A 20,149-nucleotide genomic window follows, 5' to 3' on the forward strand; every position below is an offset into this window, starting at 1 on the left:
CCAGGCCTAGAACCCTGACTTAATCCGCGACCTGTCAGGCCAGTTGCAGATGTGGCTGATCCGCACGGCACCAGGCGTCGTGGCGTTCCTGCACCTGTCGAGCAGCCTCGGTCACATTGCGCTCGTCGCCAAATGAGGCGATGTACCTGCATGCTGCGAAGGCGGTACTGGCGCCCTCATAGTCTGCAATCCACCGCAGGCGCTCCGGTAACGTTGCGTGCTCGGCGCGCCACGCGGCATAGGGGGGACGGATGCGTCGATGAATGCCCACACGCCACGGCTTGGGGCTTACCCGAGCACGAAAGCATTGCTGCATACGACACATCCGAGCGTAGACCGCGTCAACGCCGAGTTGCGAAAAACAAGCGGCGACCTCTGCGTCATCCGGCTCAAAACAGCGGTGCAACGCCAGCAGACGAAACCCGGCAGGCGTTCGATACAGCCGCAGATGCCACTGCGGGTTTGCGGCTGCGAACTCATCGATACGCCGCCGGGCCTGCTGTTCTGGTGTGCCTGCGCGACAAAAACGATGACGGCGCCAAGACCTCGCCAGACGGTTCGATAGCCAAGTCACCGCCGCCGCCAGTATCACCCCGCCGAACAGATGGAATTGAAAAGTACCAAGCAACATCACGCTCACCAAGAGCAGCAAGCCCCAACCAGGCCCCAGGCCCCTACGCGGCAAATGTGCAAAATCCACATCCGCAAACAGCACGTTGGGGGTGTTCAGGCACAAGGCGCCATAGCTGTTGCGGGTAAGCATCAGGCTACCTTCCTGCGCAACGATCTCTTCACGAATCGGCAAGCCTTCTCCATAGGCCGCGAGCCTTTCCCTACGCGGCAGCGGCGCGCCGCTCAGAATCTCGTCGAGCGCCTCACCGGCACGACCACGCGCATGCAGCTCGGCCGCAGCGTAGCTTTCATCGGACCATCCGAATCGACGGACGGTGATGCTGCGCTTGCCTTCCCGATGCTGGATACGGGCCTCGGCCCAATGTCTGGGAACAATCATCCCTGCGTCCTGTTTCACGTCTTGGTTGACCAATCCGGCAGAGAATATCCGGGCGGGAACATCCAGGCAGCAACCCTGTCCGAAAACGGCCAGCCGCGGCGCAAGCCAGCGCTTAGACTGGCGCCATGCAGACGTTGACGCCCGCTCGAATTCAATGCGACCGCGCCCGCCTGGCGCGCGATGCGCGCTTTGATGGGCTGTTTTTCACCGCCGTCCGCAGTACCGGCATCTACTGCCGGCCGGTGTGCCCCGCGCCGCCGCCCAAGCCGGCCAATATCAGCTACTACCCCACCGCTGCGGCGGCCAGTGCGGCCGGTTACCGGCCGTGCCTGCGCTGCCGGCCGGAACTGTCGCCGCAGGCGCAGCAGCATCTGGGCGAGGAGAGCGTGCAGCGTGCGCTGGCGATGATTGCCGAAGGCGCGCTGCAGGAGCAGCCGGTGCAGACGCTGGCCGACGCGGTGGGCATGAGTGCGCGGCAGCTGCAGCGCCAGTTCGTGCAGCAACTCGGCGCCACCCCGCTGCAGGTGCATGGCACGCGCCGGCTGCTGCTGGCCAAGCAGCTGCTCACCGAAACCGCCCTGCCGGTCACCGAAGTGGCACTGGCCGCCGGCTTCAATAGCCTGCGGCGTTTCAACGCGGCCTTTCTGCAAGGCTGTGGCATGCCGCCGTCGGCGTTGCGCAAGCAGCGCAGCGACGTGCCCGGCGGCGACCTGTGTCTGCGGCTGAGCTACCGCCCGCCATTGGATTTGCCGGCGATGCTCGCGTTCCTGCAGCGCCGTGCCATTCCCGGCATCGAGCAAGTGGATGCCGATGGATACCGGCGCGTGATCGGCGCGCCTGGCCAGGCCACGTTGATCCATGTCAGCGCTGCACCAACGCGCGACGAACTGCTGCTGCGGATCGGCGCCACCGACCCGCGCCAGATCCCGCAGATCGTGCGACGCGTGCGCCGGATCTTCGACCTGGACGCAGACCTGCACGCCGTGCATGCCACGCTCGCGCAGGACCCGCTGCTGGAACAGGCCATCACCCGCCGCCCGGGCTTGCGGGTGCCCGGTGGCTGGGACGGGTTCGAAGTCGCGGTGCGCGCCGTGTTGGGGCAGCAGATCAGCGTGACCGGCGCGGCCACCCTGGCGGCGCGGCTGGTGGACCGGCATGGCGGCCATCTCCCCGACATGCCACCCGGGCTGGATCGCAGTTTCCCCACGCCGGCCGTACTGGCCGACGCGCCGCTGGAACACCTCGGCCTGCCGCGCGCACGTGCCGCCACGCTGCGCGCGCTTGCCCTGGCCTGCGCCGATGGCCGCCTGCATTTCGGTGCAGGGCAACGCCTGAGCGACTTCGTCGCGGCATGCACCGCCCTGCCCGGCATCGGCCCATGGACCGCGCACTACATCGCGATGCGCGCCCTGTCGCATCCCGATGCGTTTCCGGCAGGAGATCTGATCCTGCAACAGGTGCTCGGCGCCCCCGAGCGCCTGAGCGAACGTGCTACCGAAGCGCGCTCGCAGGCATGGCGGCCCTGGCGCGCCTACGCCGTGCTGCACCTGTGGCATCTTGCCGTCGACCGAAAGGACACCCGCTCATGAGCACGCTGCACTACGACACCTTCCCCTCGCCGATCGGCGCGCTGACCGTGGCGGCCGACACCACCGGCGTGCGCCACATCCTGTTCGCGCAGAACCGCCACGATGCCCCCGGGCGCGCACTCTGGCAGCACGGCCCCGACGCGCCGCTGGTGCAGGCCGCACGCGAGCAGCTGCTGGATTATCTGTATGGCGGGCGGCGCAGCTTCGACCTGCCACTGGCCCCGGCCGGCACGCCATTCCAGTTGCAGGTCTGGCACACGCTGGCCCGCATTCCGTTCGGTGAAACCTGGAGTTATGCGCAACTGGCGCAGGCAGTGGGTCGCCCGGCTGCCAGCCGGGCGGTGGGCGCCGCCAACGGCCGCAACCCGCTGCCGATCGTGCTGCCCTGCCACCGCGTCATCGGTGCCAGTGGCGCACTAACCGGATTCGGCGGCGGGCTGCCGACCAAACAGGCCTTGCTGCAGCTGGAAGGCTGGTCGCCGCAGGCCTCAGCGCGCCGGGTTGCAGCCATGGTTGGCGAGGATCTGTTCGCCCGCTGAGCTGCGCGAATGCCGCCGCCGTTCGCGTACACCGTGGGTGTGCACGTGGTCGCGATCTGCGGGCGCACTGCGAGACACGCGCGCAACGTAGATCGCCTCATCAGTCCTTGGCTAGCGCCGCGGACCGCCGCCGCCAATGCCGTCGCGCGCACCGCGCTGGTGACCGGCCGCACGGACAATGCCAACCCATAAGTGGCCTGCAGGAGCCGACACTCTGCGTGCCGACGTCTGCGGTGCTGGCAACGATGGTCCGTTGCAGTGCTGGCAACGATTCGGCGGCCGCACGCCGCTCGCGCCGTTTTATCCGCAATTTTTTGGGCACAGCGCAGGCTCACGGATCACGCTTGCGCGGCTACCGCCCGAGTCGGCCACCAAGCGCGCAGCATCTTCGACAACATCAGCGCACCGATGACTTCGACACGTCACCGCGGCCACGTAAACTGACGCGATGATCGACCGACGTCTTCTGCTCGCCGCCGCCGTTGCAGTGCTCACTGCCTGCACCGCTCCACGCCCCGCACCGCCGGCCACTGCCGCGCAAGCCGCCACAGCGGCCGCGCCGCACACGCTGCTGCTGATCTCCATCGATGGCCTGCGCGCGGACATGCTCGACCGCGGCATCACCCCGGCCCTGTCGGAACTCGCAAGCGACGGCGTGCGGGCGCAGTGGATGACGCCGTCGTATCCCTCGCTCACCTTCCCCAACCATTACACGCTGGTCACCGGCCTGCGCCCGGATCACCACGGCATCGTGCACAACAGCATGCGCGACCCGGCCCTGGGCGGCTTCTGGCTGAGCAAGCAGGACGCGGTGAGCGATGCACGTTGGTGGGGCGGCGAGCCGCTGTGGGTCGGCGTGGAAAACGCCGGCCTGCATGCGGCCACCTGGTCGTGGCCGGGCAGCGAGGCGGCGATCCAGGGCGTGCGTCCCACGCAGTGGCGGCATTACGAAGAAGGCGTCAGCCTGGAAGCGCGCGTGGACACCGTGCGCGGCTGGCTCGCGCCCTCGGGTACACAGCACAACACGCTGGTGACGCTGTATTTCGAACACGTGGACGAAGCCGGCCACGATCACGGGCCGGAGTCGCAGGAATACGCCAACAGCGTGCGCGCCGTGGATGCGGCGATCGGCCGCTTGCTGGCCGGCATGCAGCGCGACGGCACCCGCGCGCGCACCAACATCATCGTGGTCTCCGACCATGGCATGGCCGAGGTGCCACCCGGGCACGCGCTCAGCGTGGAAGCCATGGCGCCGCCCACGCTCGCCACGGCCACCACCGACGGCCAGGTGATCGGTTTCGAGCCGCTGCCTGGTCAAACGGCACGCGCGGAAGCGCAGTTGCTCGGTGCGCACGCGCAGTACGACTGCTGGCGCAAGGGCGAATTGCCGGCGCGCTGGCACTACGGCAGCCACCCGCGCATCGCCCCGATCGTGTGCCAGATGCACGAAGGCTGGGACGCGCTGTTCCCGGCCAAGCTGGCCAAGCGCCCGCGGGAGGGCATGCGCGGCTCGCACGGGTTCGACCCGGCGCTGCCGTCGATGCGTGCGGTATTCCTGGCGCAGGGCCCGGACATCGCGCGCGGCAAGCGGCTGCCAGGCTTCGATAATGTCGACGTCTACCCGTTGATGACCCGCCTGCTCGGCATCCCGGCCGCGCCCAATGACGGCAACCCGCAGCGCCTGCTGCCGGCGCTGCGCACGCCACCGCCCGGCACCCCTTGAGCCATCGCGGCGGCCCGCGCGCGCCGCAGCGGTGCGACAATAGGGTGATGTCTGCTCCCGATCCTTCCCCCCGGCGGCTGCGGCCGCTGTTGTCCAGCGAAGGCTGGCGTCGTCGTGTCGCTCTGTGGGGCGGCGCCATTGCGGTCGCGCTGGTGGCCATCGTGTTCGCCAAGGCCAGCGACGCGGCCTTCCACCTGTTCCAGCGCATCACTGCCCACTCCATCTGGTGGGCGCTGCTGCTCACCCCGGGCATCTTCGCGCTGCTGGCCTGGCTCACCTCCGGTGCGTTGCGGCCCACCCGCGGCAGCGGCATCCCGCAGGTCATCGCCGCGCTGGAACACCCGGACCCGGCCTTTCGCGAAACCAATCTCTCGCTGCGCGTGTCGGTGGGCAAACTGGCACTCACCACCTTGTCGCTGCTGGGTGGTGCGTCGGTGGGCCGCGAAGGCCCCACGGTGCATGTGGGCGCCAGCCTGATGCATGTGTTCGGGCGCTGGTTCGGCTTCCGCGAGCCACGTGAGCTGTCGCACTTCCTGCTGGCCGGCGGTGCCGCCGGCATCGCTGCTGCGTTCAACACGCCGCTGGCCGGGGTGGTGTTTGCGATCGAGGAATTGAGCGGGCGCTTCGAGCACCGTTTCTCCGGCACCCTGCTCACCGCGGTGATCGTGGGCGGCGTGGTGTCGCTGGGCCTGCTCGGCAACTACACCTATTTCGGCAAGGTGGCCGTGGCCTTGCCGCTGGGCAAGGCGTGGCTGGCGATCCTGTTATGCGGCAGCGTGGCCGGGCTGCTCGGTGGCCTGTTCGCACGCATGGTGCTGGCCAGTGTGTCCGGCCGGCCGCGCTGGCTGGCGGCACTGCGGCAACGGCACCCGGTGCTGCTGGCCGCGCTGTGCGGGGTTGCGCTGGTGGGTCTGGCGCTGGTGTTCGGGCAAGGTGCGTTCGGCACCGGCTACGAGCAGGCGCGCAGCCTGGTGCAAGGGCACGCGGTGGTCGGCCATGAGTTCGGGCTGATGAAGCTGGTGGCCAATCTGGTGTCGTACGTGGCCGGCATCCCGGGCGGGTTGTTCTCGCCGGCGTTGGCGGTGGGCGCCGGGCTGGGGCACAACCTGTCGGTGTTGATGCCCAGCGTGGACCCGCGCACCTTCGTGCTGCTGGGCATGTGCGCCTATCTCACCGGCGTGACCCAGGCCCCGCTGACCTCGGCGGTGATCTCGCTGGAACTCACCGATACCAGCCAGATGCTGCTGCCGATCCTGGCCACGGTGCTGCTCGCACGCGCGGTCTCCGGGCTGGTCTGCAAGACGCCGATCTATCGCGGCCTGGCCGAACAGTTGCTGGTTCCGGCTGCAGGCACGCCCGCGCCGCCGTCCACGCCTACGCCCCCAACACCGCCGCCGCCAAGCGCGCACTGATTGCTGCAGGTGCGCTGCAACCTGGCAGGCTGCGGCGCATTCGACCCACGGGCACTGCCGCAGAAGACGACAGTTACCCATCGGTGGCAGACAGACGCTCTGCTGCTGCGCGCACCCAAACAACAGGCATAAAAAAACGCGGCGCAAGCGCCGCGTTTCTGGTTGCGAAGCGGGCTGGGATCAGCCGGCCTTGGCAACGCTCTTCTTGGCCACGGCCTTCTTGGCCGGCGCCTTGACTACGCCCTTCTTGGCAACCGGGGCAGCTGCACCCACGACAACCTTGCTCACCGCGTGCGAACGCGAATTGCCGTAGCTGGAATTGTAGCGCTTGCCCTTGGCGGTCTTGCGGTCACCCTTACCCATTTCGTCGACTCCTGAATGTGAATACAAATCCCCGCGCTGGCACGGGGTCTGGCGAGGTTTACGCCGGCGGCGCCCTCGCGCAAGGCCGGCAAGCCTATCACGTCGCTCTCAGTGCGCGCAGCTTGCGTCGTGGACGTGGCCATGACCGTGGTTCAGACGCAGGTTCACCAGGTGCGCAATTCCCACCAACGCGCCGCCCAGGGTCATCACTACCGCGTGCGGCACTACCGAGTGGTGCAACGGGTCGTACAACAGGCCCAGCCACAACAACCCCAGGCCAGGCAGCAGCAGCGCCAGCGCGTGCAACGCCTTGTGGCGGCGATATCCCAGCACCAGGCTAAACAGCCCGAGCAGGGTCACGAACACCACGATGGCCAGCTCCACCCCGTCGCCGAGCCAGAACGACAGACCCAGCGACGGCGCCAGGGCCAGCACCAGCGGCAGCACTGCGCAGTGCACCGCACACAGCAATGAGCCGGTGGCACCGAAGCGATCGAGCAGATGGCGAAGCGTTGGCAGGGGCATGACTTTCAGCAGGGGCTCGCGGCGACGTGGAATAATATAACATCTTCCTCGTTCCAGCCCCGCACCAGTCCATCACGCAGGTGCGGTGTGTGCCGTCGGCGCAGCAGTCAAGCTGCGCCATTCCATTGATACAAAGTAACAACCATAGAGTCCGGTCAGCCATGTCCCCCAGCCTTTCTTCCCCGCTCCGCCGCTCCACCCTCACGCTGGCCCTGGCCAGTGTGCTGATCCCCGCCCTGGCCATGGCCGACGACACCCCGGTGCCTGCCGACCCGCAGACCCCGCCCAGTTCCGATACCCGGCATGACGCGACGCCGTCCAGCGGCCGCCATATCAAGGACCTGGACCAAGTGGTGGTCACCGCCAGCCCGCTGCGCGATGCCGCCGGCGAGCTGAGCCGCCCGGTCGAGGTGCTGGCCGGCGAGCGCCTGGACGAAGTGCGCGCCTCCAGCCTGGGCGAGACGGTGGCCAGCCTGCCCGGCGTGCAGAGCTCCAACTTCGGCCCAGGCGTGGGCCGGCCGATCATCCGCGGCCTGGACGGCCCGCGCGTGGCGGTGCTGCGCGATGGCCTCTCCACGCAGGACGTCTCCACCGTCAGCCAGGACCACTCGCCGGCGATCGAGCCGTTCCTGGCTAATCAGATCGAAGTGCTCAAGGGGCCCTCCACCCTGCTGTACGGCTCCGGTGCGATCGGCGGCGTGGTCAACGTGGTCGACGGCCGCATTGCCGAGACGCCGGTCGACGGCTTCAGCGGGCGCGCCGAAGTGCGCTTCGACGGCGGCGACAAGGATGGCAACACCGACATGTTCCGCGTCGATGCCGGTAACGGCAGCGGGTTGTCGATCCACGCCGACGGCGTGTACCGCAACCAGAACGACTACGACACCCCGCAGGGGCGCCAGGCCAACTCGTTCCTCGACTCCAAGGTGGGCTCGATCGGTGCGTCGCTGGCGGGCGACTGGGGCTTTGTCGGCCTGTCTGCCTCGCGGTTCCGCGACAACTACGGCAATCCAGGCGAGCCGGGCGATCTATCGATCGGCGAGCGCGGCGTTTCGCTGAAACTGCAGCAGGACCGCTACGACCTCAAGGGCGGGCTGACCGATCCGTGGGGCGATGGCAGCGCGCTGCGTTACAGCTTCGGCCATACCGACTACGCGCACACCGAATTCGAAGGCGCCGAAGTCGGCACCGTGTTCACCAAGCGCGCCAACGAAGGCCGCGTGGAAGCGTCCTTCACTTTCGGCGGCGGCTGGCAGACTGCGTTCGGCCTGCAGGGCAGCGACACCACCTTCCAGGCGGTGGGCGAAGAATCCTTCGTGCCCAAGACCGACACCCGTTCGCTCGGCCTGTTCGGTGTGGCGCGCAATAGCTGGGACCGCGTGACCGCCGAGGTGGGCGCGCGCGTGGACAAGGTGAAGTACACCACCGACATCGGCGTGGACCGCGACTTCACCCCGACCAGCTTCTCGGCCAGCGCCGGCTTCCGCTTCAACGAGCAGTGGCGCCTCACCGCCAACCTCGACCACGCCGAACGCGCCCCCGCCGAGGAAGAACTGTTTGCCAACGGGCCGCATATCGCCACGCTGGCCTTCGAAATCGGCGACGCCGATCTCAAGACCGAAAAGGCCAACCAGGCCGAGCTGGGTCTGAATTTCCAGAACGACTGGGTGGATGCCAAGATCGCGGCGTACTACAACCGCTACAACGACTTCGTCTATATCGTCGATACCGGCGGCCAGTGGTTCAACGAAGAAGACAACGACTTCCTACCGATCCGCCAGTGGACGCAGGCCGACGCCATCTTCCACGGCTTTGAAGGCGAAGCCACCTTCCACCTGGCCAACAACGACACCGGCGCATGGGACCTGCGCGTGTTCGGCGACACCGTGCAGGCGCGGCTGAAGGATGGCGGCAACCTGCCGCGAATCGCACCGGGCCGCGTGGGCGCGGAAATGCGCTGGAACGCCGATGCATGGCGCGCGTCGCTGGGCGCCACCCGCACCATGAAGCAGGACAAGGTGGCGGTGAACGAAACCGCCACCGACGGCTACACTATGGTGGACGCGCATCTGGCCTACCACGTGGATCGCGGCGCCAACGCGTGGGAAGTGTTCCTGGATGGAAACAACCTCACCAACCAGGATGCGCGCGTGCATACCTCCTTCCTCAAGGACGACGTGATGTTGCCCGGCCGCAACGCCTCCTTCGGCGTGCGCCTGTTCTTCTGACGGCGCTCTCTCTCCCGCCGTCACAAGCGAGGCCGCCTTCGGGCGGCCTCTTCTTTTTTGAAGAGTGCATTCGCGTTGCGCCATTCCAATTGGTAGTGGTGGTGCATCGGTCGAGCGCGCTACGTCGCTTGCCAGACTGCGGGCGCAGAGACCGATACACCGCTCCGCCGATATTTTGCAGAACAGTGCTCTGCAGCAGCATGACATTCCTGGGCAGATGCTGCGATTGATCGCCGCATGATGCAGGCAGCGGCTCATCCGTCGTCGGAGCCAGGTGGCGCGCAAACGATCCTCCTCAAGCACGCCAGTTGCGACTAGGTGCATATGCACCCAGAATGCCACAACCTCGTGGAGACACCGCATGCTCAGCCTCTCCCACTGCACCTGCTTCCATCTGCGCCGCGCGGCGCGCCGGGTCTCGCAGTTGTATGACCACGCGCTGGCGCCGGTCGGGCTAAGCCTCAATGAGTATTCGATCCTGCGCCGGCTGGAGGTGGCCCAGTCGCTCGGTACGTTGGCCAGCACGCTGGGCATGGACCGCACCACCCTCACCCGCAACCTCAAACCGCTGCTGACAGCGGGCTGGATTACGACCCAGCGCGGCGAGGATGCTCGGCAAAAATGGATACGCCTGAGCCGCAGCGGCCGTGGACTGCTGGTGCGCGCACGCCCGCATTGGCACGCGGCGCAGGTGCAGCTGGAGACGCTGTTCGGCGCAGCCCCCACCGCGCAGCTGCATGCAACACTGGCACGTCTGGATGCCGTGCTGGAGACACACGCATGAGCACGTCTGCGGCGCCACGCGCGCGTGCGCACTGGGGTTTGCTGGTCACCGCCTCGGCGATGCTGATGCTGACCATGGGCGCGCGCCAGACCACCGGATTGTTCGTGGAGCCGATCCATCGCCAGACCGGCATCGGGATTGCATCGATCAGTTTTGCGCTAGCGATCGGGCAATTGGTCTGGGGCGCGGTGCAACCGGTGTTCGGTGCGATCGCCGATCAGCGCGGGCCGCTTCCGGTGCTGATGTTCGGCGGCGTGCTGTTGGCAGCGGGATTGGGCCTGGCGCCGTGGTGGACCAGCGAATGGGGCTTGATCGTGTCGCTTGGCGTGCTGGCGGCAGCCGGTGCCGGCGCCGGCAGTTTTTCGGTACTGATCGGCGCCACCGCGCACCGCATCGCGCCGGAGCGGCGCTCGTTCGCGGCGGGCCTGATCAACGCGGGTGGCTCGCTTGGCCAGTTCGTGTTTGCGCCGCTGGTCCAGCTCACGATCGGCGCGGCCGGCTGGGCCAAGGCGATGACCGGGCTGGCACTGGTGTCGCTGCTGACCCTGCCGCTGGCCTGGCCGCTGCGGCGCGTGCCATCTGCAACCGATGCGCACATGGGCGCAGTTGCCGGGGAGATCAGCTTGCGTGCGCAGTTGCAGCTGGCGCTGCGCGATCGCAGTTATTGGTGCCTGCATCTGGGCTTTTTCACCTGCGGCGTGCACATCGCCTTCCTGGTCACGCACCTCCCTGGCGAGGTGGCGCTGTGTGGTTTGCCGGCCAGCGTGTCGGCGGTGTCGATCGCGTTGATCGGCCTGTTCAACGTAGCCGGCAGCCTCACGATCGGCAAGCTGGGCGAGCGCGTCCGCATGAAGTGGTTGCTCACCGCGATGTATGCCAGCCGCGCGGTGATGATCGGCCTGTACCTGATCGCGCCGCCTACACCGCTGACGTTCTACCTGTTCGCCGCGGGATTGGGATTCACCTGGCTGGCCACGGTACCGCCTACGGCCGGCTTGATCGGCAAGCTGTTTGGCCCGCGCTATCTGGGCACCTTGTTCGGATTGATGCTGTTGTCGCACCAGCTCGGCGGCTTCTTCGGCGCGTGGCTGGGCGGCCTGGCGCTGGAACACTCCGGCAACTACCTGTGGATGTGGTACGGCGACATCGTTTTGGCCGTTGCGGCGGCGTTGGTGAACCTGCCGATTCGTGAAGCAGTGCCCGTGCGCCGCGTTGCGGTGGCGTAAGGCGGACGGTGGCAGTGGCAAAGCGGCGGCTAGCGCCGTCTAGGCAAGACGTTGGATGCGAGGCCCATCAAAGCGATGGCTTACATCGCTGATTGCTCCAGGCACGCGTCACTCCGCCGCATGCCCGCGTGGCTTGACCTTGCCGCGGAACACGTAAAAGCCATAACTGCTGTAGGCCAGCGTGCACGGCACCAGCACCGCAAAGGCCAACAGCATCACGCCCTGGCTTGCCGGGGGCGATGCCGCCTGTGCGAGGGTGATGTCTGGCGGCAGCACCATCGGATACACGATGGCCAGCACACCGGCGTATGTGGCCACGACCACGCCCAGCACCGCAAACAACGGCAGGAATGCATGGCGGCTGCGCATCAGCAGATACATCGCCGCCATCAGGCCGAGCACCGATGTCCCGAGCGGCACGCTGATGTGCGCATCGCCCAGCCGCTGCGCGTAGCTCGGCGTCAGCCGTGCAAGCCAGACCACGCCCAGCATGAGCAGTGCGACCAATACGATGCCCAGCACACGCGCCTGGTGCCGTGCACGCTGTTGCAGCTTCCCCTCGCTGCGCCATACCAACCAACACACCCCCAGCAGCAGGTAGCCCACCACCAGCGCGACGCCGCAGAACAGCGGGAACGGCTGCAGCCATTCCCGGCCGTTGCCGGCGTATTGCCCGGCACGGTGCGCAACGCCGGCCAGATACGTGCCCGCCACCACGCCCTGGCAAAAGGTGGCCAGCAGCGATGCCACCATGAACACCACATCCAGCACGCGGCGACGGCGATCAGTGCCGAGCTGGTCACGGTATTCGAGTGCGACGCCGCGACAGATCAGCGCCAGCAGCATGACAACCAGCGGCACATAGGTCGCATTGAGAAAAATGGCGTATGCGCTGGGAAACATCGCCAATAGGCTGCCGCCGCCCAGCACCAGCCAGGTTTCGTTGCCGTCCCACACCGGCAGGATCGAATAGGCCATCAGGTGCCGATCCGCATCGCTGCGATTGGCCGCGAACAACATGCCCACCCCCAGGTCGGTGCCATCCAGCACCACGTAGGTGACCACGGTGAAGGCCAGCGCGGCGGCCGACAGGTGTTGCATGAGTTCAACGGAGAGATGCACAAACACGCTCCACGAAATGCATCAGTTGCCGGTCTGATCGGCCAGGCCCGGCGCTGGCCCGCGTTCGCGCGCGTGCGGCGGCCGACGCAGCACGCGCAGCAACAGGAACAGGCCGAGCCCGAAGACCAGCGGGTACAGCACCAGAATCGCCACGCTGGAGCTGGCAACCATCGGCAGCGACAGTGGCGAGGTGCTATGCGCGGTGCGCAGCAGCCCATACACGGTGAAAGGTTGCCGGCCGACCTCGGTCACCACCCAGCCGCACAGCATGGCCAGCATGCCCGATGGCGCCATGACCACCACCACCCGTTGCAACCAGCGCGCCTCGTAAAGGCGCCCGCGCGCGCGCAGCACCAAGCTGAGCATGCCCACCGCAATCAGCAACAGGCCCAGCCCGACCATGGCCCGGAAGGCGAAGAAGAACACAATGGGCACCGGTGGCAGATCGCTGCGGGGAAATTCACGCAGGCCGGCAATGGTGCCGGTCCAGTTGTGGCGCAAGTACAGCGAGCCCAGGTGCGGGATGGCCAGCTCATGGCGATTGCGCTGCGCCTGCAGATCGGGAATGGCGAACAGCCGCAGCGGTTCGCCCTCGCCTGCCGGCGGCCGCTGCCAACTGCCTTCAATCGCCGCGAGTTTTTGCGGCTGGTGTTCCAGCGTATTGCGCCCATGCAGGTCGCCGGCCAGCAACTGCAGGGGCGCGACAATGGCGATCACCCACAGGCCCATCGAAAACATCAGCCGCGCGCCCGGATTGTGGGTATCGCGCAGCACATGCCATGCGCCCACCGCCGCGATGATCGCTGCAGTGGCCAGGAACGCAGCCAGGCTCATATGCAGCATGCGCCAGGGAAACGATGGGTTGAAGATAATGCGCAGCCAGTCCACCGGCAGGAAGTTGCCGTCGGCAGCGCGTGCGAATCCGGCCGGCGTGTGCAACCACGAGTTGGCGGACAGGATCCAGAACGCGCTCACCAATGCGCCCAGTGCCACCATGCAGGTGGCAAAGAAATGCACACGGCGGCCGACTTTTTTCATGCCGAACAACATGATGCCCAGGAACCCGGCCTCCAGGAAAAACGCCACCAGGACTTCGAAGAACATCAACGGGCCGATCACTGCACCAGCCGCGCCGGACAAGCGCCCCCAGTGCAAGCCGAACACGAACTCCATCGGGATACCGGTCACCACGCCGGCGGCCGTGGTGAGTGCAAAGAGCTTCAACCAGTAGTTGTACACGTCCATGTACACGCGCCTTCGCGTACGCAGCCACAGCGCTTCGAGCACCATCAGGAAGTTCGCCAACCCCATGGTGAAGGCGGCCAGCACGATATGCATGCCGATGGTGAAGGCGAACTGGCCGCGCACCAGTAGCAAGGCGTGTTCGGAAGCCTGCATGGCGCCTTTACTCAGCTCTCGCTGGGCTTGCCGCTGAAGGCGGAGATCGGCTTGTCGACCTGCTTGTCCAGGCCGGCGGCGAAGGCTTTCAGGCCATCGAGCACTGGCGTGATCGCATTCCACACAGCCTCGTCCTGCAGCAGCCGATACGCACCGCGCAGGCCGGGCGCCTCGCCCTGGGCTGCAGTCTGCGCACGGCTGCGCGCGATCTGGTCCAGCGCGTCCTTGCCGGCAAACACCACCTTGTAGAACTGGCTGGGCGGAATGCGCGACACCGCCATCGCCAGGATCGAGACGTTCTGCAGGGCATTGAGTGGCCCTGGCTGGTTGATGCCATCGACCAGCACCTTGGCCAGCTTGTCCTGCGCGCCGACCAGGTCGTTGGCCAGGCGCAGTATCCCGCGCTGGTGCAGGGTCTCGAGCAGGCGGTCGAGTTCTTCGCGCGCGGTGGGCCCGATCGGTGTGGGCTTGACGTCGTAGTCCAGGGGTTCGGCCATCAGAATCTCTCCGGGTGCGGTGCGCGGGCCGGCGGCGCGACATAGTCTTCGCGCGCCCATTTCTGCTGTACCGGCACGCCATCGTTGGGCGTGCGCTGCCCGTGGCGGAAGTTATGCGCAGGCAGCGGCGGTTTGCCGGTGCGGCCCAGCGGCTCCATGCGTACTGCCAACTCTTTGTAGGCCGGTGTGTTGACGTCGGGGTCGTGATGCTCGCCGGTGAGCAGATTGATGCCGGGCTTGCCCTGGTGGATGGGCAGGAACAGCGTGTTGCCGGCAACGCGATCGGTGATCACCACCGGTACCTCAAGCGAACCACGCCGCGAACTGAGCTTGACCCAATCGCCTTCCTGCAAGCCGCGCTCGGCCGCCAGCTGCGGGCTGACTTCGACAAACCAGTTCGGTGCCAGCGACCACAGCCGCGGCCCGCGGCCGGTCTGATTCGTGCCCTGGAACTGTTCGAGCATGCGGCCGTTGTCCAGCATCAGATCGAATTGCGCATCGGCCTCCTCACCCGGGCGCTTCCATTGCAGCGGATGCAGGCGTGCCTTGCCGTCGTCGGTGTGGAAGCGCTCGGTGTAGAGCAGCGGCGTATCGCGGCCATCGTCCTGCATCGGCCAGAGCAGAGAGCGCCAGCCTTCCAGCCGCTGGTAGCTCACGCCCTTGAACAGCGCAGCGATGCGGGCCACCTCGTCCATGATCTGGCTGGGATGGGTGTAGCCCCACTCGTGGCCCATGCGTGCGGCGAGTTCGGTGAGAATCTGCCAATCCGGCCGGCTCTGGCCGAGCGGTGGAAATACCTGGTGGAAGCGTTGGATACGGCGTTCGGTGTTGACGAAGGTGCCGTCCTTCTCGACGCTGGGGCACGCCGGCAACACCACATCCGCAAATTCGGCGGTACGGCTGAAGAACAGGTCCTGCACCACCATGAAGTCCAGCTTGGAGAAGCCGCGGTGCACATTGCGCGCATCGGCATCGGAAAACGCGGTTTCCTCGCCGATCACGTACATGGCGCGGATCTCGCCCTTGTCGGCCTGTTGCACCATCATGAAGTTGTCCGAGCCCACCTCCAACGACAACTGCTCGGCCGGTACATGCCAGGCCTGTGCCCACTTGTTGCGCACGGCCGGGTCAGAGATGCTTTCGTAGCCGGGGTACATGTTCTTGAGGCAGCCGAAGTCGCTGGCGCCTTGCACATTGTTGTGGCCGCGCATCGGGTAGCCACCGGTGCCGGGGCGGCCGTAATTGCCGGTGACCAACAACAGGTTGGAGAGCGCGGTGCTGGTATCGGCGCCGTGCGTGTGCTGGGTGATGCCCATGGCCCAGACGATGCAGACCGAGCGCGCGCGGCCAATCATCTCGCCCGCCTCCACCAACTGTTCGCGGCACAGGCCGGTGATCTGCGCTGCATAGTCCAACGTGAACGGCTCCAGCGACTGGCGGTATTCGTCCACCTGATTGACACGCTGTGCAAGGAACTGCATATCCGCGTAGCCGTTGTCGAACATGTAGCGCGACAGTGCCGATGCCCACACGATATCGGTGCTGGGCACGGGGCGCAGGAACAGGTCCGCGCGTTCGGCCATCTCGTGCTTGCGCGGATCCACCACGATGAGCTTCTGCCCGTGCAGCTTGCGCGCCGCCTTGAGCTTGGAGGCGATCACCGGATGGTTCTCGGCCAGGTTACTGCCGACGATCACCACCAGTTCGGCCTGCTGCAGATCGGCGATGGTGCCGGCGTCGCCGCCGTAGCCGACGGTGCGGAACAGGCCCTCGGTGGCCGGGTTCTGGCAATAGCGCGAGGAGTTGTCGACGCTGTTGGTACCGATGATCAGGCGCGCGATCTTCTGGGTGAGGTAGGCCTCTTCGTTGCTGGCCTTGCTGGAGCCGATGAAGCCGATGCTCTGCGCGCCGTGGAGGTCGCGTATCTCCAGCAGCCGACGCGCCACCAGTGCCAAGGCCTCGTCCCAACTTGCCTCGCGGAAGCGGCCGTGCTCGCGGATCAACGGCGTGGTGAGCCGCTTGGGGTCGTTGACGAAATCCCACGCAAACTTGCCTTTGACGCAGGTGGAAATGCCGTTGGCGGGTGCATCCACCACCGGTTGCACCTTGAGCAGGTGGCGGTCGCGCGTCCACATCTCGAACGAGCACCCCACCCCGCAATAGGTGCACACGGTCTTGGTGCGTTTGATCTCCGGCTGCCGCCAGTGCATGTCCAGCACCGATACACCGGTGATCGGCGGTGCGCCGATGGTGTTTTCCAGCGTCTTGACCATATCGATCATCGGCCGCTTCAACTCTTGCGGCAATGCGGTCAGCGGCCCGGCATCCGGCTGCATGGTCTTTTCCAGCAACGCATTGCACGGGCACACCGTCACGCAGTGGCCGCAACTGACACAGCTGGACTCGTTGATGGGCTTGCCGCCGTCCCACAGCACGCGCGGGTGCTCCATCGAAAAATCGATGGACAAGGTCTCGTTGACCTCGACTTTCTGGCAGGCTTCCACGCAGCGGCCGCACAGGATGCATTGATCTGGATCGTAGGTGTAGAACGGGTTGCTGTGATCCTTTTCGTACGGCTTGCGCTGGAAGGCGTAACGCTGGATCGGCATCTTCATGTCGGCGAACGTGTTGTGCAGCGTGCAATCGCCGGTGTTGTGCTCGCATAGCGTGCAGTAGAGCTCGTGCTTGGCCAGCACGCGGTCCATGCCTTCGTGGCGCGCGGCATGCGCGCGCTCGACCGTACTGGACACTTCTAGCCCATCGTGGCTGCGCAGCGTGCAGCCGCGCACCAATTCGCCGCCCACTTCGACCCAACACACATCGCAGGTCTGCGGTGCGCCCAACGCGGGGTGATAACAGATGTGGGACAGGTCGATGCCGTGCCCACTCAGAAACTCGATCAGCGGAATATCCGCCTGGCCGTGCAGCGTCTTGCCGTCGTAGACCACGGTGCAGTGACTGCCGTGTTGCATCAGGTGCCCTTGTCTGCGGCAGACAGCGCCGTGTTGGCACGCCATACCTGCCGGGGGGTGGCAGGTCGCGCAACACTGCGCGCCTGTGCGACAGCAATGCCGCACGCCTCACGCTAAGCACGCGCTTGCAAAACACGTGTGAATGCATTGCACACGCTGCGTTGATCTTCGGCGTGGCTGCAGGCGGTATTTGCGCGCATCGAACGCTTGACGCGGCGCACAACAGCTTTTGCCGGCGACTCCGTTAGAACAGCAACGCAGCATGCGTTGGCATGTTGCAGGCGCCAGTTCCGTCATGTGCGGCTGGTCACCTTTCAGGCGGCATGCCGGCCCCCGCCGCACTGCCTGCCTCTTTGCTGCCACCCAGGAGAGCACCCATGACCTCATCCATGCCCCGCTACGCACTGTCGCTTGCAATCGGCGCCCTGCTTGCACCGCTCGCACACGCGCAGACCGCATCCCCGGACGCAGGCAAGCAAGACGCCACTACGCTGGACGCGGTGATTGTCAGCGGCACGGCCCGCTTCAAGGGTCTGGCCAAGCGCGATGCGAGTTTTTCGATCACCACCGCCAGCCCCGAACAGATTCAGCAAGCGGTGCCGCAAAGCACGGCGGATCTGTTGAAGATCGTGCCGGGCGTGTGGGCCGAGCCCAGCGGTGGCGGCACCGGTGCGAACATCTTCGTACGCGGCATGCCCTCCGAAGGCGACGCGCCGTTCGTGACCATGCAGCTGGACGGCGCGCCCTTATTTCCGCCGCCGACCTTATCGTTCCTGGAAAACTCCACGCTCTTTCGTGTTGATGACACAGTCGAGCGGATGGAGGTGCTGCGCGGCGGCTCCAGCCCGATCTTCTCCAACGGCCAGCCCGGCCTCACCGTCAATTTCATTCAGAAAAAAGGCCAGGACGAACCCGAAGGCAGCGTGCGCCTGACCGGCGGCAACAATGCGCTGCGTCGCATCGATGTGTTCAACAGCGGGCCGATGGGCAACGGCTGGTACTACAGCATCGGCGGTTTCTTCCGTGAGACCGATGGCGTGCGCGACCCACAGTTTTCCGCCGACAAGGGTGGCCAGTTCAGTGCCACCTTGAGCAAGCGCTGGGACAGCGGCGAGTTGTCGTTCTATGCACGCCACACCGATGATAACAACGCCTTCTACACCGCTATTCCGCTGCTCTCGCGCAACAACGGCAACGACTTGTCCAGCTTCCCCGGTTTGAACGCGCAGACCGGCACCCTGCTCGGCCGCGACTTCCGCAATGTGGATCTACTGGTCGGCCCGAACGGCGAAACCATCCAGCGCGACCTGGCCGACGGGCGCGGCGTCAACATCGATGTATTCGGTGGCGAATTGAACTGGGATGTGGGCGGCTGGACGGTTGCTGATCGCTTCAACCTGATGGCGGGCACCGCGCCCACCTATGCCCTGTTCACCGGCGATGCGCCGCAGCGGCTGGGCGACTTCATTGCCGGTTACGGCACCACCGGCAGTGGCAGATTCACCAACGGCGGCGGCGCGGTCGACCCCAACCAGCAAGTACTGGAAGCCGGCTGGTGGTCGGTGGACAAACGTTTGAACTCCTTCACCAACGATCTGCGCCTGAGCCGCGAGCTGTTCGCCGGCAACACGCTCACCGTGGGCGCGTACTACGCCAAGTATTCCTCCGCAGACACCTGGTACCTGGGCAACACCATGTTGCTCACCGCGCAGAACAACGCGCGCCGCATCGATGTGGACCTGGCAGACGGGCGCCAGGCCACGCGTCAAGGATTTACCAGTACCGCGTTCCTCAATCTGCGCGCCAACTACGACGGCGAGAACATCGCCGCCTTTGTTGCCGACGAATGGGAACTCAGCGAGCGCCTGCGCCTGGACCTGGGTGCACGCTACGAGCGCCAGAGCGTCACCGGTGACGTGCACGACACTGCAACCGTGGACCTGGACGGCAACCCAGCCACTGTGTACGACAACGCCACCTCGCTGGCGTTGGCCAGCACCCGCCGCATCGACCAGGACGATGAAGCCTTCTCGTGGACGGCCGGCCTGAACTTCAGACTCAACGACAACAACAGCCTGTTCGCGCGCGCCAACTCCGGGGTCAAGTTTCCCGGCTTCGACAATCTGCGCGATGGCCAGACCCGCGTGCAGGACGTGGACCAGTACGAGCTCGGACTGAAGTCCGGCGCCAGCAATTACGACCTGTATCTCACCGCGTTCTACAACACCTTCAAGAATTCGCCGTTCCAGGCGTTCCTGGCCAATGGCGAGAATTTCACCGCGGTGGGCGACTCGCGCGCACGCGGCCTTGAAGTGGAAGGTGCCATCCGCCCGTTCGGCGGCTTCGAGCTGGCGGGCACCGGCGTGTGGCTGGATGCGAAATACCGCAACTACCGCGAATTTACCGGCAACCAGGTGATGCGTCAGCCCAAGCGCCAGTTCCGCGTGACGCCCAGCTATTACTGGATGCTGCCGTTTGGCGACCTCAAGGTGTTCGCCACCTATTCCTACATCGGTGATCGCTTCGCAGACCTGGCCAATCGCCAGCGCCTGCCGTCCTACGACATGGTGGACATCGGCGCCAACCTGCACGTGGGCGACCACTGGGAAGTCACGGCCAGCGGCAGCAATGTGACCGACACCCTGGGCTTGACCGAAGGCAATGTGCGTGTGCCCGGCGCTGCGACCGGCGGCGTGTTCATGGGCCGCCCGATTGCCGGGCGCCAGTACCAGATGTCGGTGGCGTATCGCTGGTAGGCA

At 66.2% G+C, this 20,149-nt stretch carries 15 protein-coding genes; 8 read left to right on the forward strand and 7 right to left on the reverse strand.

Annotation, left to right across the window (positions count from 1 at the left end; all coding sequences use genetic code 11):
- Positions 1-34: 34 nt before the first annotated feature.
- Positions 35-1,012: a hypothetical protein gene (locus QRM89_RS12335; protein WP_285448126.1), complete on the reverse strand. Its 978-nt coding sequence runs from the start codon at positions 1,010-1,012 to the stop codon at positions 35-37.
- Positions 1,013-1,137: 125 nt separating this feature from the next.
- On the opposite strand from QRM89_RS12335, the gene QRM89_RS12340 reads away from it, so the two are divergent.
- From QRM89_RS12340 to QRM89_RS12355, 4 genes are all read left to right on the forward strand, one after another.
- Positions 1,138-2,601, forward strand: coding sequence for an AlkA N-terminal domain-containing protein (locus QRM89_RS12340; RefSeq protein WP_285448127.1), 1,464 nt, complete (start codon positions 1,138-1,140; stop codon positions 2,599-2,601).
- Positions 2,598-3,140 carry a methylated-DNA--[protein]-cysteine S-methyltransferase gene (locus QRM89_RS12345; RefSeq protein WP_228944247.1) on the forward strand — a complete coding sequence of 181 codons (543 nt, stop codon included), beginning with the start codon at positions 2,598-2,600 and terminating at the stop codon, positions 3,138-3,140. The genes QRM89_RS12340 and QRM89_RS12345 overlap by 4 nt, the downstream gene beginning before the upstream one ends.
- Positions 3,141-3,588: 448 nt before the next feature.
- On the forward strand, positions 3,589-4,863 hold the full coding sequence (locus tag QRM89_RS12350; protein WP_285448128.1) for an ectonucleotide pyrophosphatase/phosphodiesterase: 1,275 nt from the start codon (positions 3,589-3,591) through the stop codon (positions 4,861-4,863).
- Positions 4,864-4,910: 47 nt separating this feature from the next.
- Entirely contained in the window at positions 4,911-6,275 is a 1,365-nt protein-coding gene (locus tag QRM89_RS12355; RefSeq protein ID WP_011037785.1) for a chloride channel protein, read from the forward strand.
- A gap of 180 nt (positions 6,276-6,455) precedes the next feature.
- On the opposite strand, the gene QRM89_RS12360 is transcribed toward QRM89_RS12355, so the two are convergent.
- Together QRM89_RS12360 and QRM89_RS12365 are read right to left on the reverse strand one after the other, a co-directional pair.
- Positions 6,456-6,638, reverse strand: coding sequence for a 30S ribosomal protein THX (locus tag QRM89_RS12360; RefSeq protein WP_011037786.1), 183 nt, complete (start codon positions 6,636-6,638; stop codon positions 6,456-6,458).
- Between the two features lie 108 nt (positions 6,639-6,746).
- Complete coding sequence (locus QRM89_RS12365) at positions 6,747-7,163, reverse strand: MerC domain-containing protein (protein ID WP_011037787.1); 417 nt, start codon at positions 7,161-7,163, stop codon at positions 6,747-6,749.
- A 161-nt stretch (positions 7,164-7,324) separates the two neighbouring features.
- On the opposite strand from QRM89_RS12365, the gene QRM89_RS12370 reads away from it, so the two are divergent.
- The 3 genes from QRM89_RS12370 (at position 7,325) to QRM89_RS12380 (ending at position 11,401) form a co-directional block, all read left to right on the forward strand.
- The gene (locus QRM89_RS12370; protein WP_285448129.1) at positions 7,325-9,391 is read left to right on the forward strand and encodes a TonB-dependent receptor; all 2,067 of its coding nucleotides are present in this window, start codon (positions 7,325-7,327) and stop codon (positions 9,389-9,391) included.
- Positions 9,392-9,752: 361 nt separating this feature from the next.
- A complete protein-coding gene (locus tag QRM89_RS12375) occupies positions 9,753-10,175 on the forward strand; it encodes a MarR family transcriptional regulator (RefSeq protein ID WP_285448130.1) in 423 nt (140 codons plus the stop codon).
- Entirely contained in the window at positions 10,172-11,401 is a 1,230-nt protein-coding gene (locus QRM89_RS12380; RefSeq protein ID WP_274347261.1) for an MFS transporter, read from the forward strand. The genes QRM89_RS12375 and QRM89_RS12380 overlap by 4 nt, the downstream gene beginning before the upstream one ends.
- Positions 11,402-11,509: 108 nt before the next feature.
- Here QRM89_RS12380 and cydB read toward each other — a convergent pair whose 3' ends face one another.
- From cydB to fdhF, 4 genes are read right to left on the reverse strand one after another with little or no spacing between them, the layout of a single operon-like run.
- Positions 11,510-12,502, reverse strand: coding sequence for a cytochrome d ubiquinol oxidase subunit II (gene cydB / locus QRM89_RS12385; RefSeq protein ID WP_285448131.1), 993 nt, complete (start codon positions 12,500-12,502; stop codon positions 11,510-11,512).
- Between the two features lie 42 nt (positions 12,503-12,544).
- Positions 12,545-13,921: a cytochrome ubiquinol oxidase subunit I gene (locus tag QRM89_RS12390; RefSeq protein WP_285448132.1), complete on the reverse strand. Its 1,377-nt coding sequence runs from the start codon at positions 13,919-13,921 to the stop codon at positions 12,545-12,547.
- An 11-nt stretch (positions 13,922-13,932) separates the two neighbouring features.
- The gene (locus QRM89_RS12395; protein WP_014508348.1) at positions 13,933-14,418 is read right to left on the reverse strand and encodes a DUF1641 domain-containing protein; all 486 of its coding nucleotides are present in this window, start codon (positions 14,416-14,418) and stop codon (positions 13,933-13,935) included.
- Complete coding sequence (gene fdhF, locus QRM89_RS12400) at positions 14,418-17,390, reverse strand: formate dehydrogenase subunit alpha (RefSeq protein WP_285448133.1); 2,973 nt, start codon at positions 17,388-17,390, stop codon at positions 14,418-14,420. Before fdhF ends, QRM89_RS12395 begins: the two co-directional genes overlap by 1 nt.
- Positions 17,391-17,767: 377 nt before the next feature.
- Here fdhF and QRM89_RS12405 point away from each other — a divergent pair, with 377 nt between their 5' ends.
- Entirely contained in the window at positions 17,768-20,146 is a 2,379-nt protein-coding gene (locus QRM89_RS12405) for a TonB-dependent receptor (protein ID WP_285448134.1), read from the forward strand.
- The last annotated feature ends 3 nt before the right edge of the window (positions 20,147-20,149 follow it).

Origin of the sequence: Xanthomonas sp. LMC-A-07 (genome assembly GCF_030208825.1) — a bacterium.
Taxonomy (GTDB): Bacteria; Pseudomonadota; Gammaproteobacteria; order Xanthomonadales; family Xanthomonadaceae; genus Xanthomonas; species Xanthomonas campestris.

Coding starts and splice junctions, on each gene's coding strand:
- QRM89_RS12360 (WP_011037786.1), bottom strand. CDS start 6,638: ATGGGTAAGGGTGACCGCAAGACCGCCAAGGGCAAGCGCTACAATTCC.
- QRM89_RS12370 (WP_285448129.1), top strand. CDS start 7,325: ATGTCCCCCAGCCTTTCTTCCCCGCTCCGCCGCTCCACCCTCACGCTG.
- QRM89_RS12390 (WP_285448132.1), bottom strand. CDS start 13,921: ATGCAGGCTTCCGAACACGCCTTGCTACTGGTGCGCGGCCAGTTCGCC.
- QRM89_RS12375 (WP_285448130.1), top strand. CDS start 9,753: ATGCTCAGCCTCTCCCACTGCACCTGCTTCCATCTGCGCCGCGCGGCG.
- QRM89_RS12340 (WP_285448127.1), top strand. CDS start 1,138: ATGCAGACGTTGACGCCCGCTCGAATTCAATGCGACCGCGCCCGCCTG.
- QRM89_RS12345 (WP_228944247.1), top strand. CDS start 2,598: ATGAGCACGCTGCACTACGACACCTTCCCCTCGCCGATCGGCGCGCTG.
- cydB (WP_285448131.1), bottom strand. CDS start 12,502: ATGCAACACCTGTCGGCCGCCGCGCTGGCCTTCACCGTGGTCACCTAC.
- QRM89_RS12365 (WP_011037787.1), bottom strand. CDS start 7,163: ATGCCCCTGCCAACGCTTCGCCATCTGCTCGATCGCTTCGGTGCCACC.
- QRM89_RS12335 (WP_285448126.1), bottom strand. CDS start 1,012: ATGATTGTTCCCAGACATTGGGCCGAGGCCCGTATCCAGCATCGGGAA.
- QRM89_RS12405 (WP_285448134.1), top strand. CDS start 17,768: ATGACCTCATCCATGCCCCGCTACGCACTGTCGCTTGCAATCGGCGCC.
- QRM89_RS12395 (WP_014508348.1), bottom strand. CDS start 14,418: ATGGCCGAACCCCTGGACTACGACGTCAAGCCCACACCGATCGGGCCC.
- QRM89_RS12350 (WP_285448128.1), top strand. CDS start 3,589: ATGATCGACCGACGTCTTCTGCTCGCCGCCGCCGTTGCAGTGCTCACT.
- fdhF (WP_285448133.1), bottom strand. CDS start 17,390: ATGCAACACGGCAGTCACTGCACCGTGGTCTACGACGGCAAGACGCTG.
- QRM89_RS12355 (WP_011037785.1), top strand. CDS start 4,911: ATGTCTGCTCCCGATCCTTCCCCCCGGCGGCTGCGGCCGCTGTTGTCC.
- QRM89_RS12380 (WP_274347261.1), top strand. CDS start 10,172: ATGAGCACGTCTGCGGCGCCACGCGCGCGTGCGCACTGGGGTTTGCTG.